Here is a 20,269-nt window from a genome sequence, read left to right on the forward strand (position 1 = left end):
GCTTTCTCAGGAAGTTGCCAGCTGTTGACCCTCCCATTGACTTGAAGGTGCAACTAGCATTGGCGGCCATGACGAAGAAGTGGTGGATAGCAGGCGCAGTGGTCGTCGTGATCGCACTCGCTGCGTTTTTCGGACCGAAGATCTACGCGTCGTTCCAGGGTGACGACGCCCCAGCTGCGACCGTCTCCACATCGGGGGCGCAAGCTGCGACGACGGACGATCTGAACGGATCATGGACCATCGTGCCCGGCGACGCGTCGAACACGACAGCGGCGGGCTACACCGTCGACGAGGTTCTGAACGGATCCGACGTGACCGTGGTCGGTTCGACGACCGAGGTCAGCGGTGATGTGACCATCGCCGACAACGAGTTGACCGAGGGCGAAGTCGTCGTGCAGACCAACTCGATCACCACCGACAGCGATCGACGGGACAATCAGTTCCGCGGCAACATCTTCGACACCGCGACGTACCCGACGGCGACGTTCACGTTCACCTCGCCGGTCGACCTGTCGTCGGTTCCGAAGGACGGCACCGTGACGACGGTGAAGGCCGACGGCACCCTGACGCTGAAGGACCAGTCGCGTCCGGTGTCCGTCGACATCGAGGTGCTGCAGTCCGGTGACACGCTGATCGCGTCGGGAAGCATTCCGACGACGTGGGCCGACTACGGAATCCAGCCACCCTCACTGGGATTCGTCACCGTCGAGGATTCGGGAACCGTGGACTTCCTGATCAACCTGAACTCGAACTAGTTTCCTTCCGTCTCGGCCTGCTCGGCGTCCACCCCGGCGGGCCGAGGACGAAACCGAACCGTTCACGCCACGACCGCGATGCCGCTACATCCCTTGCGATGGAGCGGTATTCGTGTGTCTGGAGCGTCCAGATGTTGTACGTGTCCACCGGTTTCGTCAGGCCGTAGTGGGGGCGTTCGATCTCGTCGGCGTACGTTCCGAACATCCGGTCCCAGATGATGAAGATGCCGGCGTAGTTCTTGTCGAGGTACTGCGGGTCGCGTCCGTGATGCACGCGGTGATGCGACGGTGTGTTGAAGACGAATTCGATTGCGCGCGGGAGCTTGTCGATCCGCTCGGTGTGTACCCAGAACTGATAGACCAGGTTGACCCCGAAGCCGACGAACACCATCCACGGCGGAATTCCCAAGAGCGGCAACGGAAGCCACATGACGATCTCGCCGCTGTTGTTCCACTTCTGACGCAGAGCGGTACTGAAGTTGAAGTATTCACTCGAATGATGAGCTTGATGCGTCGCCCAGATGATCCGGGTTCGGTGCGCGATGCGGTGGTAGGCGTAGAACAGCACGTCGACGCCGACGATCAGAATCACCCACATGTACCAGGCGTCGGCAGGCAGATGCCACGGAGCGACGTAGGCGTACAGCGCCGAATATGCGACGAGGGCGAGCGTCTTCCAGCCCGTCGTCGTGGCAATCGACACGAGGCCCATGCTGACGCTGGCGCGTGCGTCCGAACCCGTGTAGCTGCCGCGTTCGCCTTCCTCGAGCTTGGCCGCGGCGAACCACTCGATGGCCAGCAGCACGACGAACGCTGGGATCGCCAGGGCGACGGGGTCACGCAGCGGCTCGGGTAACGAGTTCCATGCTGAACTGATCCACTCGAACATCCGACCGCACCCCTCTTGCGTAACACTTGGGGTCTCAGTGTAACGCGTCGTTGTGAGCTAGGCCATAGGCTGGGCGGGGTGCGCTCGGGTCGGGCTGGGCGCTCGGGTCGGACTGGGCGCTCGGGTCGGACCGAATGTGGCTTTCCGGTCACTCAGAGTGACTGAATGAGGCCGTCGGTGGGGTCGGGGGGCGCGCGCCAGGTCGGACCGAATGTGGCTTTCCGGTCACTCTGAGTGACCACAGGTGACATTCGGTCCGTCCGGGGAGGGGGAGGGGGCGGCGCGAAATTGGCCTATTCCCTACCAAGGTGGTAGGAATTAATGAAAGCCCGTCGAAGGAGATTGCCGTGCACATTACCGCCAAGGCGGACTATGCCGTACGCACTCTGCTCGAGCTCGCGGCCAACGAGGGCGCCCCCGGCAAGGCCGAGGCGCTGGCGGGTGCGCAGAACATTCCGCACAAGTTCCTGGAATCGGTGCTGTCGGATCTGCGTCGAGCCGATCTCGTCCGCAGTCGACGCGGCCCCGACGGCGGATACTGGCTGGCCCGCCCACCCGCGGAGATTTCCGTCGCCGATGTCGTCCGGGCCGTGGAGGGTCCGCTCGCGTCGGTGCGCGGTCAGCGGCCGGAGGATGTCGAATATCCCGGGCCCGCCGAGCCGTTGCAGCTGGTGTGGCTTGCGGTCCGGGCGAATCTGCGTGCTGTGCTGGAGGAAGTGTCGCTGGCCGACATCGTCGACGAGCATCTTCCGTCCTTCGTTCACGACTTGACCAGCGATCCGGGGGCGTGGGCGCGACGGTGACCGTCGACACAGTGCTCACCTCACTGTGTCACACCGAACAGAACTGCACGTTCGTGCAATATTGCAGAACTCTGCACTTTCCGTACTTTGGAATGCGTGACCAATCACGCGCCCGGCCTTCGTGATCAGAAGAAGGCAGCCACGAGAGACGCTCTCGGTCTCGCGGCCTTGAACCTCGCCAAGGTTCGAGGCCTGGATGCGGTCACCGCGGATGCCATCGCCGCCGAGGCGGGGGTGTCCACGCGTACGTTCCACAACTATTTCGCCAACAAAGAAGAAGCCGTCCTGCATCACGTCGAGGCTTCTGCGTTGGAATGGTTCGAGATGCTGCGTGCACGGCCGTCGGACGAGCCGCTCTGGGACTCGCTACGGCACGTCGGTGTCGCGATGGTGACCGACCCGGACAAAGACCTGGCCGAGACCTTCGCCGTCGCACAGCTCATCGAATCCAACCCCAGCGTCATGGCACGCAAGTTGGAAGTTCATCGCTCGCTGACCCGGGTACTCGGAGAAGCGATTGCCGAGCGCACCGGCACCGACGTCGACCACGACCTCTATCCGAACCTGGTGCAAATGTCGGTAGGTGGAGCCGTCGCGGCAGCTCTGACCATCTTGATCAACGACCCCACAGGAGCTCTGTCGCCCCAACAGCTAGTCGAGGACGCTTTCGACCAACTGCAGGCCGGACTCCCGGACCCGCGCGAACCGAAAACCAACTGAGGAGCCGTCACGTGGCCACCTATCTCTATCGAATCGGAAAGTTCGCCTACCGGCGAAAAGGCATCGTCCTGGGTCTGTGGCTCGCGATTCTCGTGCTCGCGGGCGTCGGCGCGAGCACGTTGTCCGGACCCACCGCCAACTCGTTCAACATCCCGGGCACACCTGCTCAGGAGGCGCTCGACCTGCAGAGCGAGCGCTTCGGACAGGTCGAGGATCCGCTGAGCGCCGTCTCTGCCCAGTACGTCTTCGGCGCTCCCGACGGCCAGTCGCTCGACACCCCCGAGTACACCGCGGCCATGGACGCGACGATCGCGGAGATCGACAAGATCGGCGACGTCGACGCCTCCGCCAAGCCCGGTGGACAGCAGCCTTTGGTCAACCCCGTCGTCGGCAACACGGGGATCGTCGAGCAGTACAACCAGCTCGCGCAGCAGGACGGAACCCCGCCCGACGTCGCGGCCGCCAATGCCGCAGCGTTGTCGCCGCTCAGTCCGAACGGGCAGATCGGCACGCTCGACGTCCCGATCTCGGTCGAGCTCGCCGACGTCACCGACGAACTGCGCACCCAGCTCGACGACGCTGCCCAGCCCGCCCGCGACGCCGGATTGACCGTCGAGCTCGGCGGTACCGTCGCGCAGAACGCGTCGCCGCCGGGCGGGACGTCGGAACTCGTCGGCCTCGCCGTCGCTGCCGTCGTACTGCTCATCATGTTCGGATCCGCCGTCGCCGCAGCTCTTCCGCTCATCACCGCGATCGTCGGTATCGGCATCAGCAGCCTCGCCATCACGACCGCGTCCGGTTTCGCGGATCTGTCGACCTTCACGCCGATCCTCGCGATCATGATCGGCCTGGCCGTCGCCATCGACTACTCGCTGTTCATCCTCGCCCGATACCGGCACGAGCTGACGCTCACCGACGACCGCGAGGAAGCCGTCGGACGCTCGGTGGGAACGGCGGGTTCGGCCGTCGTCTTCGCCGGTGCGACCGTGCTCATCGCCCTCGTCGCGTTGCGCGTCGTCGGCATTCCGTTCCTGTCCCAGATGGGTTACGCGGCCGGCTTCGCGGTGTTCATCGCGGTTCTCATCGCCCTGACGTTCCTGCCCGCACTCCTCGGCCTGTTCAAGGGCAAGGCGTTCGGCGGCAAGATCAAGTTCGTCAACACCGCCGATCCCGAGGATCCGAAGGCTCCCGCCACGAACGGCCTCCGGTGGGCCCGAGCACTCGTCAAGCGTCCTGCGATCGGACTCATCGGCGGCGTTGTTCTCCTCGCCGTCATCGCGGGTCCGACCACAGGCCTGTCGCTCGCACTGCCGAGCATCGCCACCTCCGACCCGTCGACGTCGGTCCGCAAGGCCTACGACCTCGTCGAAGAAGGCTTCGGTCCCGGCAAGAACGGCCCACTGCTCCTCATCGCCGACGGCAGCGAAGCGCCGGAAGCCGATCGGACGGCAGGCTTCGCCAAGCTGGTCGAGTCGATCTCCGCCGAGGACGACGTCACCAACGCGCAGATCATCGCGGTCAACGAGGCGGGGGACACCGCACAGATCCTCGTGACACCGTCGAGCGAACCGAACAGCGACGCGACCAAGAATCTCGTCGCCAACCTTCGCGATGCCGAATCCGGTTTCGCCGAGGCGAACAACGTGTCGTACGGCGTCACGGGTCAGACCGCGCTCGAACTCGACGTGTCGGAGAGACTGCAGGATGCTCTCGCGCCTTACCTTGCGGTCGTCGTCGGTCTCGCGTTCCTGCTGCTGATGCTGGTGTTCCGCTCGATCCTGGTTCCGTTGACGGCGACTCTCGGCTTCCTGCTCAGCGTGCTCGCCACGTTCGGCGCGACGGTGTTCATCTTCCAGGAAGGCGGATTGGGTCTGATCAGCAATCCGCAGCCGATCGTCAGCTTCATGCCGATCTTCCTGATCGGTGTCGTCTTCGGACTCGCGATGGACTACCAGGTGTTCCTGGTCTCGCGCATGCGTGAGGAGTACGTCCACGGCACGCCGGCGAAGGAGGCCGTCGTCAACGGTTTCAAGTACGGCGCCCGCGTGGTGACGTCGGCCGCGGTCATCATGATCTCCGTCTTCGCGGCGTTCATGGCCGAACCCGACTCGTTCATCAAGTCGATCGGTTTCGCCCTCGCGGCGGCTGTCTTCTTCGACGCGTTCGTCGTGCGTATGGTCATCATCCCGTCGGTCATGGCGCTCATGGGCGACAAGGCGTGGTGGCTGCCGAAGTGGCTGGACAAGATCCTGCCCGACGTCGACATCGAAGGCGCGAAGCTCGCCAAGGCAGAACCGAAGCGGGACGAGGAAGAGACGGTCAGGGCCTGACGTGCAGACGGCCGGAGATTCTCGTTCACCCGCGAAAACGTGGAGACTGTTTGACATGTGTACGAGTAATCTTCGGCCATCATGCTGATCCCCCTGCTCAAGACGTATCTGGCTCCGTACAAGCGGGCGATCGCAGCATTGATCGCTCTGCAGTTCGTGGCCACAGCGGCCGCGCTGTATCTGCCGAGCCTCAACGCCGACATCATCGACAACGGTGTGACGCGCGGCGACACCAACTACATCCTCTCCACCGGTGGATGGATGCTCGTGGTGTCGCTCGTGCAGATCGTCTGCTCGGTCTCCGCCGTCCTGATCGGCGCGAAATCTGCGATGGGCGCCGGACGCGATCTGCGCAAGGCGATTCTGCATCGCGTCGGAACCTTCTCGGCTCGCGAGGTCGGCCAGTTCGGTGCGCCGTCGCTGATCACTCGGAACACCAACGACGTGCAGCAGGTGCAGCTGCTGATCGTCATGGGATTCACCATCGTCGTCATGGCCCCGATCATGTGTGTCGGCGGCGTCGTGATGGCGTTGCGTGAAGACCTGGGCCTGTCCTGGGTCCTGCTCGTCGCAGTCCCCGGCCTCGCACTCTCGATGGGTCTCATCATCGTCCGCATGGTGCCGGGTTTCCGTGCGATGCAGGTGCGCATCGACGCCGTCAACCGCGTTCTGCGCGAACAGATCACCGGCATCCGCGTCGTCCGTGCATTCGTACGCGAACGCTTCGAGATCGACCGCTTCGGAGTTGCCAACGACGACCTGACGCAGGCGGCTCTGCGGGTCGGACGTCTGATGGCGTTGATGTTCCCGACGGTCATGCTCATCAGCAACGTCACCAGCGTCGCCGTGATCTGGTTCGGTGGCCACGCGATCAACAACGGCACGATGGAAATCGGTTCGCTCACCGCACTTCTCAGCTACATCATGCTGATTCTGATGTCGGTCATGATGGCGTCGTTCATCGCGATGATGGTTCCGCGCGCGTCGGTGTGCGCTGACCGTATCAGCGAGGTGCTGTCCACCGAGTCGTCTGTGGTGCTGCCGTCGTCACCCAAGCCGTTCGTGACGACGCCGGGCCTCGTCGAACTCCGGCATGCCGAGTTCTCTTTCCCCGGCGCCGAATTCCCGGTCCTGTGCGGCGTCGACTTCGTTGCCGAGCCGGGCAAGGTGACCGCCGTCATCGGCGGCACCGGGTCGGGCAAGTCGACACTGATCAATTTGATTCCGCGTCTGATCGACGTCACCGCGGGCCAGGTCCTGGTCGGGGGCACCGACATTCGAGACCTGGACGTCGACGAACTGCGCAGCCACATCGGGCTCATCCCGCAGAAACCGTATCTGTTCTCCGGAACCATCGCGTCGAATCTGCGCTACGGAAAACCCGACGCCACCGACGACGAACTGTGGGAGGCGCTGGAGATCGCTCAGGCCGCCGACTTCGTCCGCAAGATGCCGGAAGGCCTGGAAACGGCCGTCTCGCAGGGAGGTACGACAGTGTCCGGTGGCCAACGTCAGCGTCTGGCCATCGCCAGGGCTCTCGTGCGGCGCCCCAGCATCTATCTGTTCGACGACTCGTTCTCCGCGCTCGACCTGACCACCGACTCGAAGCTTCGCGCGGCGTTGAAGCCCGTCATCGCCGACGCCTGCATGATCGTTGTCGCCCAACGTGTCTCGACCATCGTCGACGCCGATCAGATTCTCGTTCTCGACGACGGCAAACCCGTCGGACTCGGGACGCACGAACATCTGCTCGCGACGTGCCCGACGTACGCCGAGATCGTCGACTCCCAGCACGCGGTGGCGGCGTCATGACCAAGCCCGCTACCAAGCCGTCGGAAACTCCTGCCGCGCCGGCCGCCCCCGCCCCTGCGGGCAGACCTGCGGGGAACGCGCCCGGCACCAGGGCGCTTCACTTCAAGGCGTCGTTCGTGCGGCTGTTGAAGAAGCTCGCACCCGAACGTGTTCGACTCGTCGCCGTGTTGCTGTTCGCCATCGCGAGCGTGGTTCTCTCGGTCGCGGCACCGAGCATTCTCGGCCATGCGACGAACTTGATCTTCAACGGCGTCGTCGGGAATCAACTGCCGCCGGGTGTTTCGAAAGAACAAGCCGTCGACAGTCTTCGCGCCGACGGTCAGAACACCTTCGCCGACATGGTCGCCGGAATGGACGTCACCCCCGGCGTCGGAATCGACTTCTCGGCCGTCGGAAACGTTCTGTTGCTCGTCCTCGGGTTGTATGTGCTGTCGTCGCTGCTCGCCTGGGCGCAGGCGTACATTCTGAACATCGCTTTGCAGAGGACCATTCGACGCCTTCGCGGTGAGATCGAACGCAAGGTGCATCGACTTCCGTTGTCCTACTTCGACTCACGTACCCGTGGTGAGTTGCTGAGCCGCGTCACCAACGACGTCGACAACGTCTCGACGAGTCTTCAGCAGACGTTGAGTCAGCTTGTCACCGGCGTACTGACGGTGTTCGGAATTCTCGGCATGATGATCTGGATCTCGCCGCTGCTCGCTCTGGTTGCGGTACTGACGGTTCCGGCGTCGCTGGTCGTCACCGCCATGATCGCCAAGAGGTCGCAGCCACACTTCATCAACCAGTGGAAGCACACCGGACGGCTCAACGGGCAGATCGAGGAGACCTACACCGGGCACGAGATCGTCAAGGCATTCGGACGTCAGGCCGAGGTCGAGCGCGAATTCGGCGAACGAAACGACAGCCTCTTCGAGTCGAGCTTCCGGGCGCAGTTCATCTCCGGAATGATCATGCCGACCATCATGTTCCTTGGGAACGTCAACTACGTGATCATCGCGGTCGTCGGTGGCCTGCGGGTGGCGTCGGGCACGCTGAGTCTCGGTGAGGTGCAGGCGTTCATCCAGTATTCGCGTCAATTCACTCAGCCGCTGACGCAGATCGGGTCGATGGTGAACCTCGTGCAGTCCGGCGTCGCGTCGGCCGAGCGGATCTTCGACCTGCTCGATGCCGACGACGAGGAGCCGGATCCGGCGAAGACGATCGTGCCCGTCGCCAACTGCGGACGCGTCGAGTTCGAGAACGTCTCGTTCCGCTACCGCGAGGATCAGCCGCTCATCGAGAACCTGTCGCTGGTGGCCGAGCCGGGCCATCTCGTCGCGATCGTCGGGCCCACCGGCGCAGGCAAGACGACGCTCGTGAACCTGATCATGCGGTTCTACGACATCGACTCAGGACGCATCACCATCGACCACGTCGATACTCGGGACATGTCGCGCGACGAACTACGCGAACGCACGGGCATGGTGCTGCAGGACACCTGGTTGTTCGGCGGCACCATTCGGGACAACATCGCGTACGGCGATCCGGATGCCACCGAGGAGGAGATTCTCGAGGCCGCCCGCGTCAGCTACGTCGACAAGTTCGTGCATTCGCTACCCGACGGGTACGACACGATCATCGACGAGGAAGGCAACAACGTCAGCGCCGGTGAGAAGCAGCTCATCACGATCGCGCGGGCGTTCCTCGCGAAGCCGATGATCCTGATTCTCGACGAGGCCACCAGTTCGGTCGACACCCGCACCGAGCTGCTCGTGCAGCAGGCCACCGCGGCGCTGCGCAACGACCGCACGAGTTTCGTCATCGCGCACCGGCTCTCGACCATCCGCGACGCGGACCTCATCGTCGTCATGGAGGACGGTCACATCGTCGAGCAGGGCGATCACGATTCGCTCGTCTCGGCGGGCGGTGCGTACCACCGGTTGTATGCCTCGCAGTTCAGTTAGGCGGCTTCGCCGCACGTGAGCAGAAATGTGTAGCCCGCTACACATTTCTGCTCACATGCGCGTAGCGCCTAAGGTTGTGCCGGTGAGCGCTCCGAACGACCCCTTCTTCAGCATCGGCACCCGGATCGAGGATCGTCTGGGCCGGACGGGCACCATCCACACGCCGCACGGTGACATCGCGACGCCCGCGTTCATCGCCGTCGGAACCAAGGCGACGGTCAAAGCTGTGCTGCCGGAGGCGATGAAGGAACTCGGCGCGCAGGCCGTACTCGCCAACGCGTATCACCTGTATCTGCAGCCGGGCCCGGACATCGTCGACGAAGCAGGTGGTCTCGGCAAGTTCATGAACTGGGACGGCCCGACGTTCACCGACAGCGGCGGATTCCAGGTCATGTCGCTCGGCGTCGGATTCAAGAAGGTCATCTCGATGGATGCGAGTCGCGTCGAATCCGACGACGTCATCGCCGAGGGCAAGGAACGTCTCGCGCATGTCGACGACGACGGCGTCACCTTCAAATCGCATCTCGACGGGTCCCGGCACCGGTTCACTCCCGAGGTGTCGATGCAGATCCAGCATCAGCTGGGTGCCGACATCATGTTCGCCTTCGACGAACTGACCACGTTGATGAATACCCGTGGATACCAGGAACTGTCGGTGGACCGCACGCACGAATGGGCGAAAAGGTGTGTCGCCGAACATGAACGGTTGACGGCAGAACGCGTCGGGAAGCCTTATCAAGCTCTGTTCGGTGTCGTGCAGGGCGCGCAGTACGAGGATCTTCGACGCAAGGCGGCCAGCGGGCTCGAGACCATCGAAGGCGAGACGGGACGCGGATTCGACGGCTACGGCATCGGCGGCGCGCTCGAGAAGCAGAACCTCGGCACCATCACTCGGTGGGTGAACGAGGAACTGCCCGAACACAAGCCGCGTCACATGCTCGGAATCAGCGAGCCCGACGACTTCTTCACCGCCATCGAGAACGGCGCCGACACCTTCGATTGCGTCAATCCCTCACGCGTGGCTCGGAATGCGGCGATCTACGTTCCGACAGGGCGGTTCAACATCAACACCGCACGCTTCAAGCGTGACTTCACGCCGATCGACGAGAACTGCGATTGCTACACGTGCGCCCACTACACCAAGGCGTACATCCATCACCTGTTCAAGGCGAAGGAGATGCTGGCGTCGACGTTGTGCACCATCCACAACGAGCGATTCACCGTGAAACTGGTCGACGACATCCGTGCATCGATCGAGCAGGGTCGGTTCGAGGAGTTCAAGAAAGAATTTCTGGGCCGCTTCTACTAGGCCGGGTCGAGGTCGATCGACCAGCCGTCGTCGAAGATGTCCTGGTGGCACACCTGTGCGCCTCCGTCGAGGCACTCCTGCACCGACGACAGGTCCGGCCTCAGCGGGTAGGGCGCGGGAGTGAAATCGTGCACGACGCCGACCGCGCCTGCGACCAGACAGATCGTCGCGACGACTTTCGCGAACAGGTGACTGCGCGATCCGAGTACTGCCCACAGCAGCGTGATGCAGATGGCCGTCGGGACGAGGACGTGGCGTTGGAATGCGGTCGCCGAGCCGACCAGAGACGGCCCGTACGCGTTCACCGCCGAATAGAGCAGGCCGCCGAACAGAACCCACAGGACGACGGCCGTCCGCGGAATGCAGACGATCGACAGCACCGCGACAGTGCCGAGCCAGAGATACGCGGCCACCGTCAGCCACGGGTGCGGCGTTCCGACGAACACGTTCGCGTCGCCGGCGATCCAACCCCCACCGACTTTTTCACCTGCTGCCTTGACCAGCAGAACCAGAGTTCCGCCGCCCGGCGTCGAACGGCTCGACGTGAGATAGACCGACAGCTGGACCGCGGCGGCGACGACTGCGACGGCCACGACACCCGCCGACGCCGTGGTTCGACCGTTTCTCCACCAGCGCCAGACGAAGAACGGTGTGAACAGAACGATCAGGGGACCGCTGAGCCCGATCACCCCGACGGCCATAAACTCGGCGACGCGACCCCAGCGGCTCCGGGGATCGGCGGAGAGGGTCAGCAGCAACAGCGAAATACCCGCGACGAAGATCAGGTTGGCGATGTTGCCGTACGGCTCCCAGAGCGGCGGCATCAACGCCAGCGATGCGAACAGTCCTGCACGCAGAATCGGCGACGGTAGGAGCCACTCGAGCCGAGCTGACAGCGCAGGCAACAGCATCATCAGATGCACCACGATGGCCGCCCAGACGTACGCGGTGGGCGCGGCGGTCACGTCGAGTGGCTCGAACACCGCTGCGACGATCCTGGGGACGACATGCAGGTAGCCGGCGTACGGCGCGACGACGGCGCCGAGTCCGTCGTTGTGCGCGTCGGCCAGGAAGATCTGTCCGTCCTCGGCGAAGAGAGCGGCATCTCGGATCCGCGGTACTCCCCGGAGAACGAACGCCAGCGCAGCACAGACCGTGATCACCGTAGCCACCACGCGTTCGGTCGCGACCGGAGTTCGGCTGTCCTGAGCAGTCACCATGGGGAAAACCTACGTCGCACCGATCCCGGAGGCGGTCACGACATGGCGGTGACACGAAAAAGCCCCGACCATCGGGCCGGGGCTTCGTCGCGAGAGATCTAGACGGAAACGGGTTCCTGGTAGGTGGGCTCGCGCTTCTTGATGAACGCGATGACCCGGTAGGTGATGGGCATGACGAGCACCTCGACGAGCGTCTTCCAGACGAAGCCGACGATCACGTAGTTGATGAAGTCCTCCCACGTCGAGATACCGATGACGCCCGCGGCGATCGAGCAGAAGATCAGGGTGTCGAAGAATTCACCGACGATCGTCGAGCCGATCAGACGCGCCCACAGGTGCTTCTCTTTCGTGCGCTCCTTGATGGCGACGAGGACGAGCGAGTTCAGCATCTGTCCGACGAAGTAGCCGGCCAGACCTGCGAGTACCAGGCGTGGCACGACACCGACGACGGACTCGAGCGCCTCCTGGTTCTCGTAGAAGCTCGCTGCAGGCAGTTCGATCGCGATCCAGAAGCACAGGGCCGCGAGGAAGATGGAACCGAACCCGAGGTAGATGGCGCGCCTGGTGGCCTTGAAGCCGTACACCTCGCTGAGCACGTCGCCGAGAATGTAGGCGAGCGGGAACAGGAAGAACGCGCCGTCGGTGTTGATCGGCAGGACCTGGAACGGGCCGATGAAGAAATCGCTCCCACCGAAGAAGGCGACGCCCTTGCTCGCCGTCACATTCGAGATGATCAGGGTTGCCGCGAAGAGGGCCACGATAGTCGGATAGTAACCACGGCTGACGTGCGCGAACTGCGCTACGGCGTCGGGTCTGTCTTCGGAATTCTGAGCTGTCACGTGCTTCATCCAAACACGGGAAATCCCCAGGTCCGAATCGCTGTCCTCTATGTCTCGAATATCCACGGCGTCGTGGGAAGCATCGACGGGTCCCAGCGCGCCAGCAGGTCCGCGACGGTGACGGCCTCACCCGGCTCCGCGAGCTCCAACGACTGAGCCAACAGCGCGAGCACGTCGAACGGCCCGAGCCCCATCGCAGCCTGGTCTTCGAGTGTCACGGCACCGTCGCGTTTGGCGAGCCTCTTGCCCTGCGCATTCAGCGCGAGTGGAACATGTGCGTATGTGGGCGTTGGCAATTCGAGGAGCGTTGCGAGATACGCCTGGCGTGGCGACGACGTCAGCAGGTCGTCGCCACGGACCACCTGATCGACTCCCTGCTCCCCGTCGTCGACGACGACCGCCAGGTTGTACGCGGCCACGCCGTCGACGCGTCGCAGCACGAAATCGTCGACCTGGCCGTGGAACCGCCCGAGCACGACGTCGTCGATCGAGAAATCGGTCACGTCGGCGCGCAGTCGCAACGCAGGCGGACGAGTTTTCGACGCCTTCTCCTCCGCCGTCAGGGTGCGGCAGGTGCCGGGGTAGGCGCCGTCGGGTGCGTGCGGGGCGGATGCGGCCTCGAGAATTTCCCGACGCGTGCAGAAACACTCGTAGGTCATCCCGGCTGCGGTGAGTCGCGCGATGGCGTCGTCGTAGAGGGCCGTGCGCTCGGACTGCCTGGTGAGGGGACCGTCCCAGTCGAGGCCGATGGCCCGCAGGTCAGCGAGCTGCCGGGCTTCGGCGCCCTCCCGGACACGGTCCAGATCCTCGATGCGCATCAGGAAATCGCGGTCGGTGGATCGCGCGAACAGCCAGGCGAGCAATGCGGTGCGCAGGTTGCCGAGATGCAGGTCGCCCGACGGGCTCGGTGCGAATCGGCCGGCTCCTGTGCTCATTTTCTCCACTCTAGATGGGCACGGTGTACCAGTCTTGCTACCGCGGAAGCGTCATCTGCCCACCCTCAGGCAGGGACCATGCCGCCGTCGACATGCATCGTCACTCCGGTGACGTAATCGGAGCCCTCGGAGACGAGGTACGACACCGCTGCCGCAACCTCCTCCGGCCGACCCATCCGCGGAATCGGAATGTTCTCGACCCCGTACTCGGCGCCCGCGGCCATCGGTGACGCGATCGGTCCGGGCGCGACGACGTTGCACGTGATGCCCCACGACCCGACCTGACGGGCGATCCACCTGCTCAGGTTGATCGTCCCCGCCTTCGCCGACGCGTATGCGGCACCCGACCGGCCGCCGGAGCCGTCTGCATCCACCGGCCCGACGCCGCCCACCTTGCCCGACACCGACGCGATGTTCACGAGACGGCCGTACCCCGCAGTCTTCATGTGGGGGAACACCGCTGCCTGGCACGCAAAGGCCGTTGCGGTCAGGTTGGTGTCGATGTCGCGGTGCCACGTGTCGACGGACAGGTTCTCGAACGACTCGCGCCCGCACGTGCCGGCGCAATTGACGAGAACGTCCAGCCGACCGAAGTCGTCGCCGACTCCGCGTATGGATTTCTGCAGTCCTTCGATGTCGCGCACGTCGACGATCTTCGCTCCCGCGGCCGCGATGTCGCAGACTGCGCCCGAAATATCGAGCAGCACAACGGAATAACCGTCGGAGATCAGGCGGGTGGCGATGCTGCGGCCGATGCCCTGGGCTGCACCGGTGACGATCGCTACAGGTGTGGTCACGACGGGTCCTCTACTCTGCGATGCGGAAGCGTCGCACTTTGCCGACACTCGTTCTGGGAAGTTCGGCGATGATGTGCCACGCACGGGGGCGTGCCGCGGGTGCGAGGTTCTTCGTGGCCCACTGGTCGAGGTCGCACAGTTCCGGAGCGTGCGCCGCATCCTTCGGGACGACGTAGGCGACCGGAACCGTGTCCCTGATCGGATCGTCCTTCGCGACGACGGCGGCCTCGAGTACGCCCGGTGCTTGTGCGACGGCTGCTTCGACCTCGGTGAGGCTGACGTTCTCGCCCGCCACCTTGATGACGTCGTCGACCCGTCCGACGAAGCGGAGAACTCCGTCGTCCGATCGGACGAGATCGCCCGTCGCGAACCATGTTTCGTCGCCTTCGGTGCGGAAGGACTTGTTCGTCGTCGCCTCGTCGTCGAGGTAGCCCGCGAACAAGTCGACGCCGGGCGTGCCTCGGACCGAAAGTTGCCCGGGCTGACCGTCTTCTGCGTCGATCCTCACCTCCCGGCCGGGGATCGGCAGGCCGATGACGTCGTGTGTCGGTTTCTCGGCGCTGTCGCAGCAGACTATCGCGACGGTCTCCGTCATTCCGTAGAGCTGACGGGGACGCGTTCCGACCAGGGTTGCGAAGTCGTCGTAGTGCTCGGCCCCGAGGCTCTGTGCGAACCAGACATGCGTCAGGCGCAGAGTTCGGTGCGAGTCGTTGCGCGCCAGAATCATTCGGATCGGCGCAGCGAAGAGGCTGGCATGCGTGACGTTCAGTTCCGCGGCGACATCGACCCATTTCGATGCCGAGAACGACTGCGTCAGAGCCACGCTCGCGCCGACGTGAATCGCGGGTGCGAAGCAATAGTACTGGGCGTTCGCGTGGAACAGCGGAAGCGTCACGTACCAGCGGTGCCCGGCCTGGAGTGTCGACGCCTCGGCCATGCGCTGTGCGACGTTCGCGTAGCAGGCTTGCGTCAACACAACGCCTTTCGGCGTCGAGGTGGTGCCAGAGGTGAACATGATGGCAAGCGTCCGGTCCGGAGTCGGGGCGGCCGAAGGAACGGCATCACCGAGCAACGGCGAGCCGTCGGAGACGTCGGTCGCGTCCTCGGTGAGGTCGAAGACGACAGGAATCGACGCGTCCGCACCGGCGCGATAGACGTCGGAACGTGTTGTGGCGCAGACGCCGACGACGGGGCGCACACGTGATACCTGGTTCGCGATGTCCCGCGCAGCCGATGCCGGATCGACGGGGACCATCGTCGCGTCGATTCGAGCCGCCGCCAACCACAGGGCGATGAAGGCGGGGGAATTCCTCAGTGCAAGATGAATCGTCGAACCCGGCTCGACTCCGGACGCGACCAGGGTCCCGGCCACGCGGGCGACGATGGCGTCGAAGTCGCGGTAGTTCCACTCCGTCACCCTGCCGTCGTCGCCGCGGAAGACGAGGAACGTGTTGTCGGGGTGGTCACGCACGGCGGCGTTCCAGACCTCGGTGAAGGTACGCATCCTTGTCTCCTCGTTCGCTGGTGCTCACCAGCTTGGATCTGCGTGAACAGACATGCAATGACCAGTTGGGCAGAATTGGTGTGCGAAAATATGCAGTGTGTCGACGACCAGTGCAGACGACCTGTTGGTGCTGATGGAAGTGGCTCGCACGGGCAGGTTCACGCGTGCGGCCGAGACGCTGGGGCTCAACCACACCACCATTTCCCGACGCATCAAGGCGGTCGAGGTCTCGCTCGGCGGCCGTGTGCTGGTTCGAGCGACCGACGGCTGGGAGCTGACCGCGTTGGGGCACCGCGCGCTGGCGGCGGCCGAGAAGTTGCACGCCGTGCTCGCCGAGTTGCAGAAGGAACCCGGCGCAGAGCCGGTGCTTCGCGACGTCGTGCGCATGTCCGCGACCGACGCGTTCACCGCTTACATCGCGGCGCCGTCGGCGGCACGTCTGCGCGTGAAGCATCCGGAGTTGACCGTCGAGATCGTGTCGGCGACGAGAAGGGCTGCGCTGCAACGGTCCGGCCTGGACATCGAGATCGTCGTCGGCGAACCCAAGGTCCTGCGTGCCGACGCCTCGCGGCTGGGTGCGTACACGCTCGGCCTGTACGGATCCGTCGACTACCTCCAGCGCATGGGCACGCCGCGCACTCTCGACGAAGTGACCCGGCACGGCCTCGTCTACTTCATCCCGTCGATGCTGCAGGTCGACGAACTCGACGTGGGCCGGCGCTACGTTCCCGAGATGCGCGACGCGGTGACGTCCACCAACGTCTTCGCGCACGTCCAGGCCACGAAAGCGGGAGCGGGGCTCGGCCTCCTACCGACATTCATGGCCCAGCAGCACGACGACTTGATTCGACTCCTGCCCGACGAAGTCGGAGTACCGCTCGACTACTGGCTCGTCACGCGCCCCGACGCCACGCGTCGCCCTGCGGTCAAGGCTCTCATCGACGAATTGCGTTCCAAGACCGAGGAAATGACCGATCCGTCGACGGGGAGTGTGGGGTGATGCTCGTTCACAACGCCCGCACCTGTTAACCGAGCGGGGGTGTTGGAAGGACCCCCGATGGCGCCCGTGCTGCGTTATCGAACCGTGATCTCATGGAGTCCTATCCGTGATGGATGCGCCGGCCGATCGGAGATCTCGCGCTGACAGAGTTCTCTGTGTCGGAGCAACGAAAGGCCCGGGAATGTCGTCGAATCTGGACACGGTGATCGAATCCATCCGTGAGAAGTACTCGTACACAATCGAAGTCGAGTTGTACTCCGCCGAGTACGCGGTGGTCCGGGCTTCAGGCGAGCTGGACATGTCGTCGCGTTCCGAGCTGGTGGCCACGCTGGACCGGTTCGTACGTCCCGGCGTGGTCGTCGACGTGGATCTGTCGGCGGTGGCGTTCATGTACTCGGGTGCGGCCAACGCCGTCATCGCTGCCGCGGCACGTGCTGACGGCCGCCTGCGGGTCATGGCGACGACGCGACCGGTGAAGATGATCTTCCAGGCTCTCGACGCCGAGGATCTCCTCGTCGACGAACTGCTGACCCACTGATTGTCGGTGGGGCCTGATAGACACGAGTGATGCCCACCGAGACGCCACGACCTCACGCACCCTTGCTGCAGGTCCAACGCATCTGGGCCGAGCCCGACGCCATCGCCGACCTGCGCGGTCAGCAAGTCCTCGCCCGGTTTCCCGACGCCGAGATCATCGAGGTCGCGTCGCATTGGCAGATTCCGGAGCTGCACGGCAACGAGGGCAACATCGACCGCTGGGTGCGCGTGAAGACGGAAGATCTGGTCCTGGGCGTCAAGAAGTCGCTCTCGGCCAGGCCGAACGGCAGATCGGCCGACTGGATCGGGCCGTCCACGGCGAACGGATGCGCCATGGCGTGTGCGTACTGCTACGTTCCCCGGCGCAAGGGGTACGCCAATCCCATCACCGTGTTCACCAACATCGACCAGATCGTCGGCTACCTCGGTCGTCACATTCGGCGGCAGGGCCCCAAACCCGAAGCCAATCAATGCGATCCGGTCGACTGGGTGTACGACATCGGCGAGAACAGCGATTGCAGTGTCGACGCCACGGTCAGCGACAACGTCGCCGACCTGATCAATGCCTTCGCGGGGTGGGACGGCGCGAAGGCGTCGTTCGCGACGAAGTACGTCAACCGTGATCTGCTCGAATTGAATCCGCGCGGCGGTACACGAATCCGGTTCTCGCTCATGCCCAAACCCGAGGCCCGGTTGCTGGACATCCGGACGTCGTCGATCGACGATCGGCTCGCGGCGATAGACGACTTCGTCGACGCCGGCTACGAAGTGCACCTCAACTTCTCACCCGTCGTCATCTCCGATGGATGGCAGGACCGGTGGAGCGAACTGCTGGGCCTGCTCGACGACGCCACCGGCGACGCCTTCAAACGGCAAGCTGCCGTCGAGATCATCATGCTGACCCACAACGAAGGCCTGCACGAAACCAACCTCGGCTGGCATCCTCGCGCCGAACGCGTGTTGTGGACGCCGGAAATCCAACAGCCCAAGCGGTCGCAGAGCGGCGGCATGAACGTGCGCTACCGCAATGCCGTCAAAGCGCGGGCCGTCGCCGAGCTGACCGACCTCATCGGTCGGAAAACGCCCTGGCTCACCGTCCGATACGCGTTCTGACATGCCCGAAGGCGACACCGTCTACCGTCTCGCGATCAGACTGCGCGCGGCACTCGACGGCACGCAGTTACGCAGAGGGCGGCTGAACGTCCCGAAGCACGCGACCGAGAACTTGGCAGGTCGAACCGTGCTGGGGCATCGGACCCACGGCAAGCACCTCTTGACCGACTTCGACGACGGTTCGACGCTGCACACGCACCTGTTGATGACCGGCTCGTGGACCGTGACACGTCCTGGCAGATACCTGCCCGCCCGGGTCCGGCCGGATGTACGCGTCGAACTGGGGGTTCGTGACGGTTCCACCGCGTACGGTCTGACACTGCCGGTCGTCGACTACGGCACCACCCGCGACATGGACCAGCTCGTCGCCCATCTCGGACCGGATCCGTTGCGCCCCGACTTCGACGCCACCCTCGCCGCGACCAACATCGTCGCGCAAGACCGGACGCCGATCATCTCCGCGCTGCTCGATCAGCGGGTCGTGGCCGGCCCGGGCAATCTCTGGGCCAACGAACTGTGCTTCCTCAGGGGTCTGTGGCCGTGGCGACCGGCGGGAGAGGTCGACGCGCCATCACTCGTTGCGCTGTTGCATCGCGCGATGACGCATTCGGCGACCGTGCCGGGAGCCATGCAGGTCACCACCGGGGACACCCGTCGCGGTCGGCAGCACTGGGTCGCCGGGCGGGCGGGCAAACCGTGCCTGCGCTGCGGAACCGTCGTGAAGGTGGTGGCCGAGGTCTCGGGAGACCCGGCCCGTCGTCGAACGTGGTGGTGTCCGTCGTGCCAGCCCGAGTGATTCACCGTTTGCCGAGAAGCGCATCCCGTTGTTCTGTGACGCACGTGCGGAGGGCGTCGACGAGACGCGCCACCTCGGGGCGTCGCAACGTTTCGGCGCGGGAGACCAGCCAGTAGTCGAGTCGGATCGAGACGTCGTCGGGCAGGAGGCGGACCAGGTCGTCGTGACGGTCGGCCATGAAGCACGGCAGCAGTCCGATGCCTGCGTGGGCGCGGGTGGCTTCGACATGCACGAACACGTTGGTCGACGTCACGGACTCGCGCATCAGTGGTGCGAAGCCCGCTGCGATGTCCAGGTCGTCGACCTGCAGCATCGAGTCGATGAAGTAGACGAGCGGATGGGCCTGCAGATCGGCGACAGTGGTCGGTTCTCCGTGTTCGTGCAGGTAGGAGCGTGAGGCGTACAGGCCGAGGTGGTAGTCGCTGAGTTTGATCGCCTCGGCGCGATGCACCTGCGGTTTCCCGACGACGATTTCGACGTCCATGCCCGACCGCTGCTGCGACGCCCGGCGCGTGGTCGCGACGATCTCGACGGCAATGCCCGGGTGTCGACGCCTCACCTGCGCGACTGCAGGCGCGATGACGTAGGCGCTGAACCCATCGGTGGCGGAGATTCGGACGACGCCTTCCGCTTCGTCGTCGGGTCCGATCAGGGACCGTACTGCGGCCTCGATGTTCTCGGCGGCGGCCAACGCGTCCCTGCCGCGTGCGGTGAGCTCCCACCCGCTGCCCGACTTGGTCAGGACGCGACCTCCGAGCGTCGCCTCCAGCGCGGCGATTCGCCTCGAGATGGTGGTGTGGTTGACGCCCAGATCGTCGGCTGCGGTGTTGTATCTGCCGGTCCGGCCGACTGCGAGAAGGATCAGAAGGTCGTCCGCGCTGGGCAGCCGACCGTGATCGGGATGACCGAGTGGCACATGTGCATTCTTGCAGATCGCAGTTGCACGCTTGGTCATTGCGAGCGC

At 64.5% G+C, this 20,269-nt stretch carries 18 protein-coding genes; 11 read left to right on the forward strand and 7 right to left on the reverse strand.

Translation table 11 applies throughout. From position 1 onward, the window contains the following. Positions 1-68 precede the first annotated feature (68 nt). On the forward strand, positions 69-755 hold the full coding sequence (locus tag DK926_RS10645; RefSeq protein WP_114330379.1) for a YceI family protein: 687 nt from the start codon (positions 69-71) through the stop codon (positions 753-755). On the opposite strand, the gene DK926_RS10650 is transcribed toward DK926_RS10645, so the two are convergent. Next, complete coding sequence (locus DK926_RS10650; RefSeq protein WP_114330380.1) at positions 736-1,644, reverse strand: sterol desaturase family protein; 909 nt, start codon at positions 1,642-1,644, stop codon at positions 736-738. The two genes, DK926_RS10645 and DK926_RS10650, sit on opposite strands and share 20 nt — an antisense overlap. 347 nt (positions 1,645-1,991) lie before the next feature. Between DK926_RS10650 and DK926_RS10655 the strand changes: the two genes are divergently transcribed. From DK926_RS10655 to tgt, 6 genes are all read left to right on the forward strand, one after another. Next, complete coding sequence (locus tag DK926_RS10655) at positions 1,992-2,447, forward strand: Rrf2 family transcriptional regulator (protein WP_114330381.1); 456 nt, start codon at positions 1,992-1,994, stop codon at positions 2,445-2,447. A gap of 96 nt (positions 2,448-2,543) precedes the next feature. Beyond that, positions 2,544-3,167, forward strand: a complete 624-nt coding sequence (locus DK926_RS10660) for a TetR family transcriptional regulator (protein ID WP_243636747.1) — start codon at positions 2,544-2,546, stop codon at positions 3,165-3,167. A gap of 11 nt (positions 3,168-3,178) precedes the next feature. Beyond that, positions 3,179-5,497 carry an MMPL family transporter gene (locus DK926_RS10665; protein WP_114330383.1) on the forward strand — a complete coding sequence of 773 codons (2,319 nt, stop codon included), beginning with the start codon at positions 3,179-3,181 and terminating at the stop codon, positions 5,495-5,497. 81 nt (positions 5,498-5,578) lie between these two features. Continuing rightward, positions 5,579-7,309, forward strand: coding sequence for an ABC transporter ATP-binding protein (locus DK926_RS10670; RefSeq protein ID WP_068423601.1), 1,731 nt, complete (start codon positions 5,579-5,581; stop codon positions 7,307-7,309). Further along, positions 7,306-9,255: an ABC transporter ATP-binding protein gene (locus tag DK926_RS10675; protein WP_114330384.1), complete on the forward strand. Its 1,950-nt coding sequence runs from the start codon at positions 7,306-7,308 to the stop codon at positions 9,253-9,255. Before DK926_RS10670 ends, DK926_RS10675 begins: the two co-directional genes overlap by 4 nt. Before the next feature lie 82 nt (positions 9,256-9,337). After that, positions 9,338-10,564, forward strand: coding sequence for a tRNA guanosine(34) transglycosylase Tgt (tgt, locus tag DK926_RS10680; protein ID WP_114330385.1), 1,227 nt, complete (start codon positions 9,338-9,340; stop codon positions 10,562-10,564). On the opposite strand, the gene DK926_RS10685 is transcribed toward tgt, so the two are convergent. The 5 genes from DK926_RS10685 to DK926_RS10705 form a co-directional block, all read right to left on the reverse strand. Then, complete coding sequence (locus tag DK926_RS10685) at positions 10,561-11,784, reverse strand: hypothetical protein (RefSeq protein ID WP_114330386.1); 1,224 nt, start codon at positions 11,782-11,784, stop codon at positions 10,561-10,563. The two genes, tgt and DK926_RS10685, sit on opposite strands and share 4 nt — an antisense overlap. Before the next feature lie 98 nt (positions 11,785-11,882). Then, entirely contained in the window at positions 11,883-12,623 is a 741-nt protein-coding gene (locus DK926_RS10690; protein WP_068423668.1) for a queuosine precursor transporter, read from the reverse strand. A gap of 47 nt (positions 12,624-12,670) precedes the next feature. Continuing rightward, positions 12,671-13,558 carry a tRNA glutamyl-Q(34) synthetase GluQRS gene (gluQRS, locus tag DK926_RS10695; RefSeq protein WP_114330387.1) on the reverse strand — a complete coding sequence of 296 codons (888 nt, stop codon included), beginning with the start codon at positions 13,556-13,558 and terminating at the stop codon, positions 12,671-12,673. 65 nt (positions 13,559-13,623) lie between these two features. Continuing rightward, entirely contained in the window at positions 13,624-14,355 is a 732-nt protein-coding gene (locus tag DK926_RS10700) for an SDR family NAD(P)-dependent oxidoreductase (RefSeq protein WP_165839555.1), read from the reverse strand. A gap of 10 nt (positions 14,356-14,365) precedes the next feature. After that, on the reverse strand, positions 14,366-15,859 hold the full coding sequence (locus DK926_RS10705; protein ID WP_114330389.1) for an AMP-binding protein: 1,494 nt from the start codon (positions 15,857-15,859) through the stop codon (positions 14,366-14,368). A gap of 97 nt (positions 15,860-15,956) precedes the next feature. On the opposite strand from DK926_RS10705, the gene DK926_RS10710 reads away from it, so the two are divergent. From DK926_RS10710 to DK926_RS10725, 4 genes are all read left to right on the forward strand, one after another. Beyond that, positions 15,957-16,859, forward strand: a complete 903-nt coding sequence (locus DK926_RS10710; RefSeq protein WP_279387076.1) for a LysR family transcriptional regulator — start codon at positions 15,957-15,959, stop codon at positions 16,857-16,859. A 181-nt stretch (positions 16,860-17,040) separates the two neighbouring features. Beyond that, positions 17,041-17,397 (forward strand): STAS domain-containing protein, encoded by a 357-nt coding sequence (locus DK926_RS10715; protein ID WP_068423582.1) that lies wholly within the window; start codon positions 17,041-17,043, stop codon positions 17,395-17,397. Positions 17,398-17,426: 29 nt separating this feature from the next. Further along, entirely contained in the window at positions 17,427-18,509 is a 1,083-nt protein-coding gene (locus DK926_RS10720) for a spore photoproduct lyase family protein (protein WP_114330391.1), read from the forward strand. Between the two features lies 1 nt (position 18,510). Continuing rightward, positions 18,511-19,305, forward strand: coding sequence for a DNA-formamidopyrimidine glycosylase family protein (locus DK926_RS10725; protein ID WP_114330392.1), 795 nt, complete (start codon positions 18,511-18,513; stop codon positions 19,303-19,305). 1 nt (position 19,306) lies between these two features. On the opposite strand, the gene DK926_RS10730 is transcribed toward DK926_RS10725, so the two are convergent. Then, positions 19,307-20,260 carry a LysR family transcriptional regulator gene (locus DK926_RS10730; RefSeq protein WP_114330393.1) on the reverse strand — a complete coding sequence of 318 codons (954 nt, stop codon included), beginning with the start codon at positions 20,258-20,260 and terminating at the stop codon, positions 19,307-19,309. Positions 20,261-20,269 lie beyond the last annotated feature (9 nt).

The organism is Rhodococcus sp. Eu-32, from assembly GCF_003336925.1.
Taxonomy (GTDB): Bacteria; Actinomycetota; Actinomycetes; order Mycobacteriales; family Mycobacteriaceae; genus Rhodococcoides; species Rhodococcoides kyotonensis_B.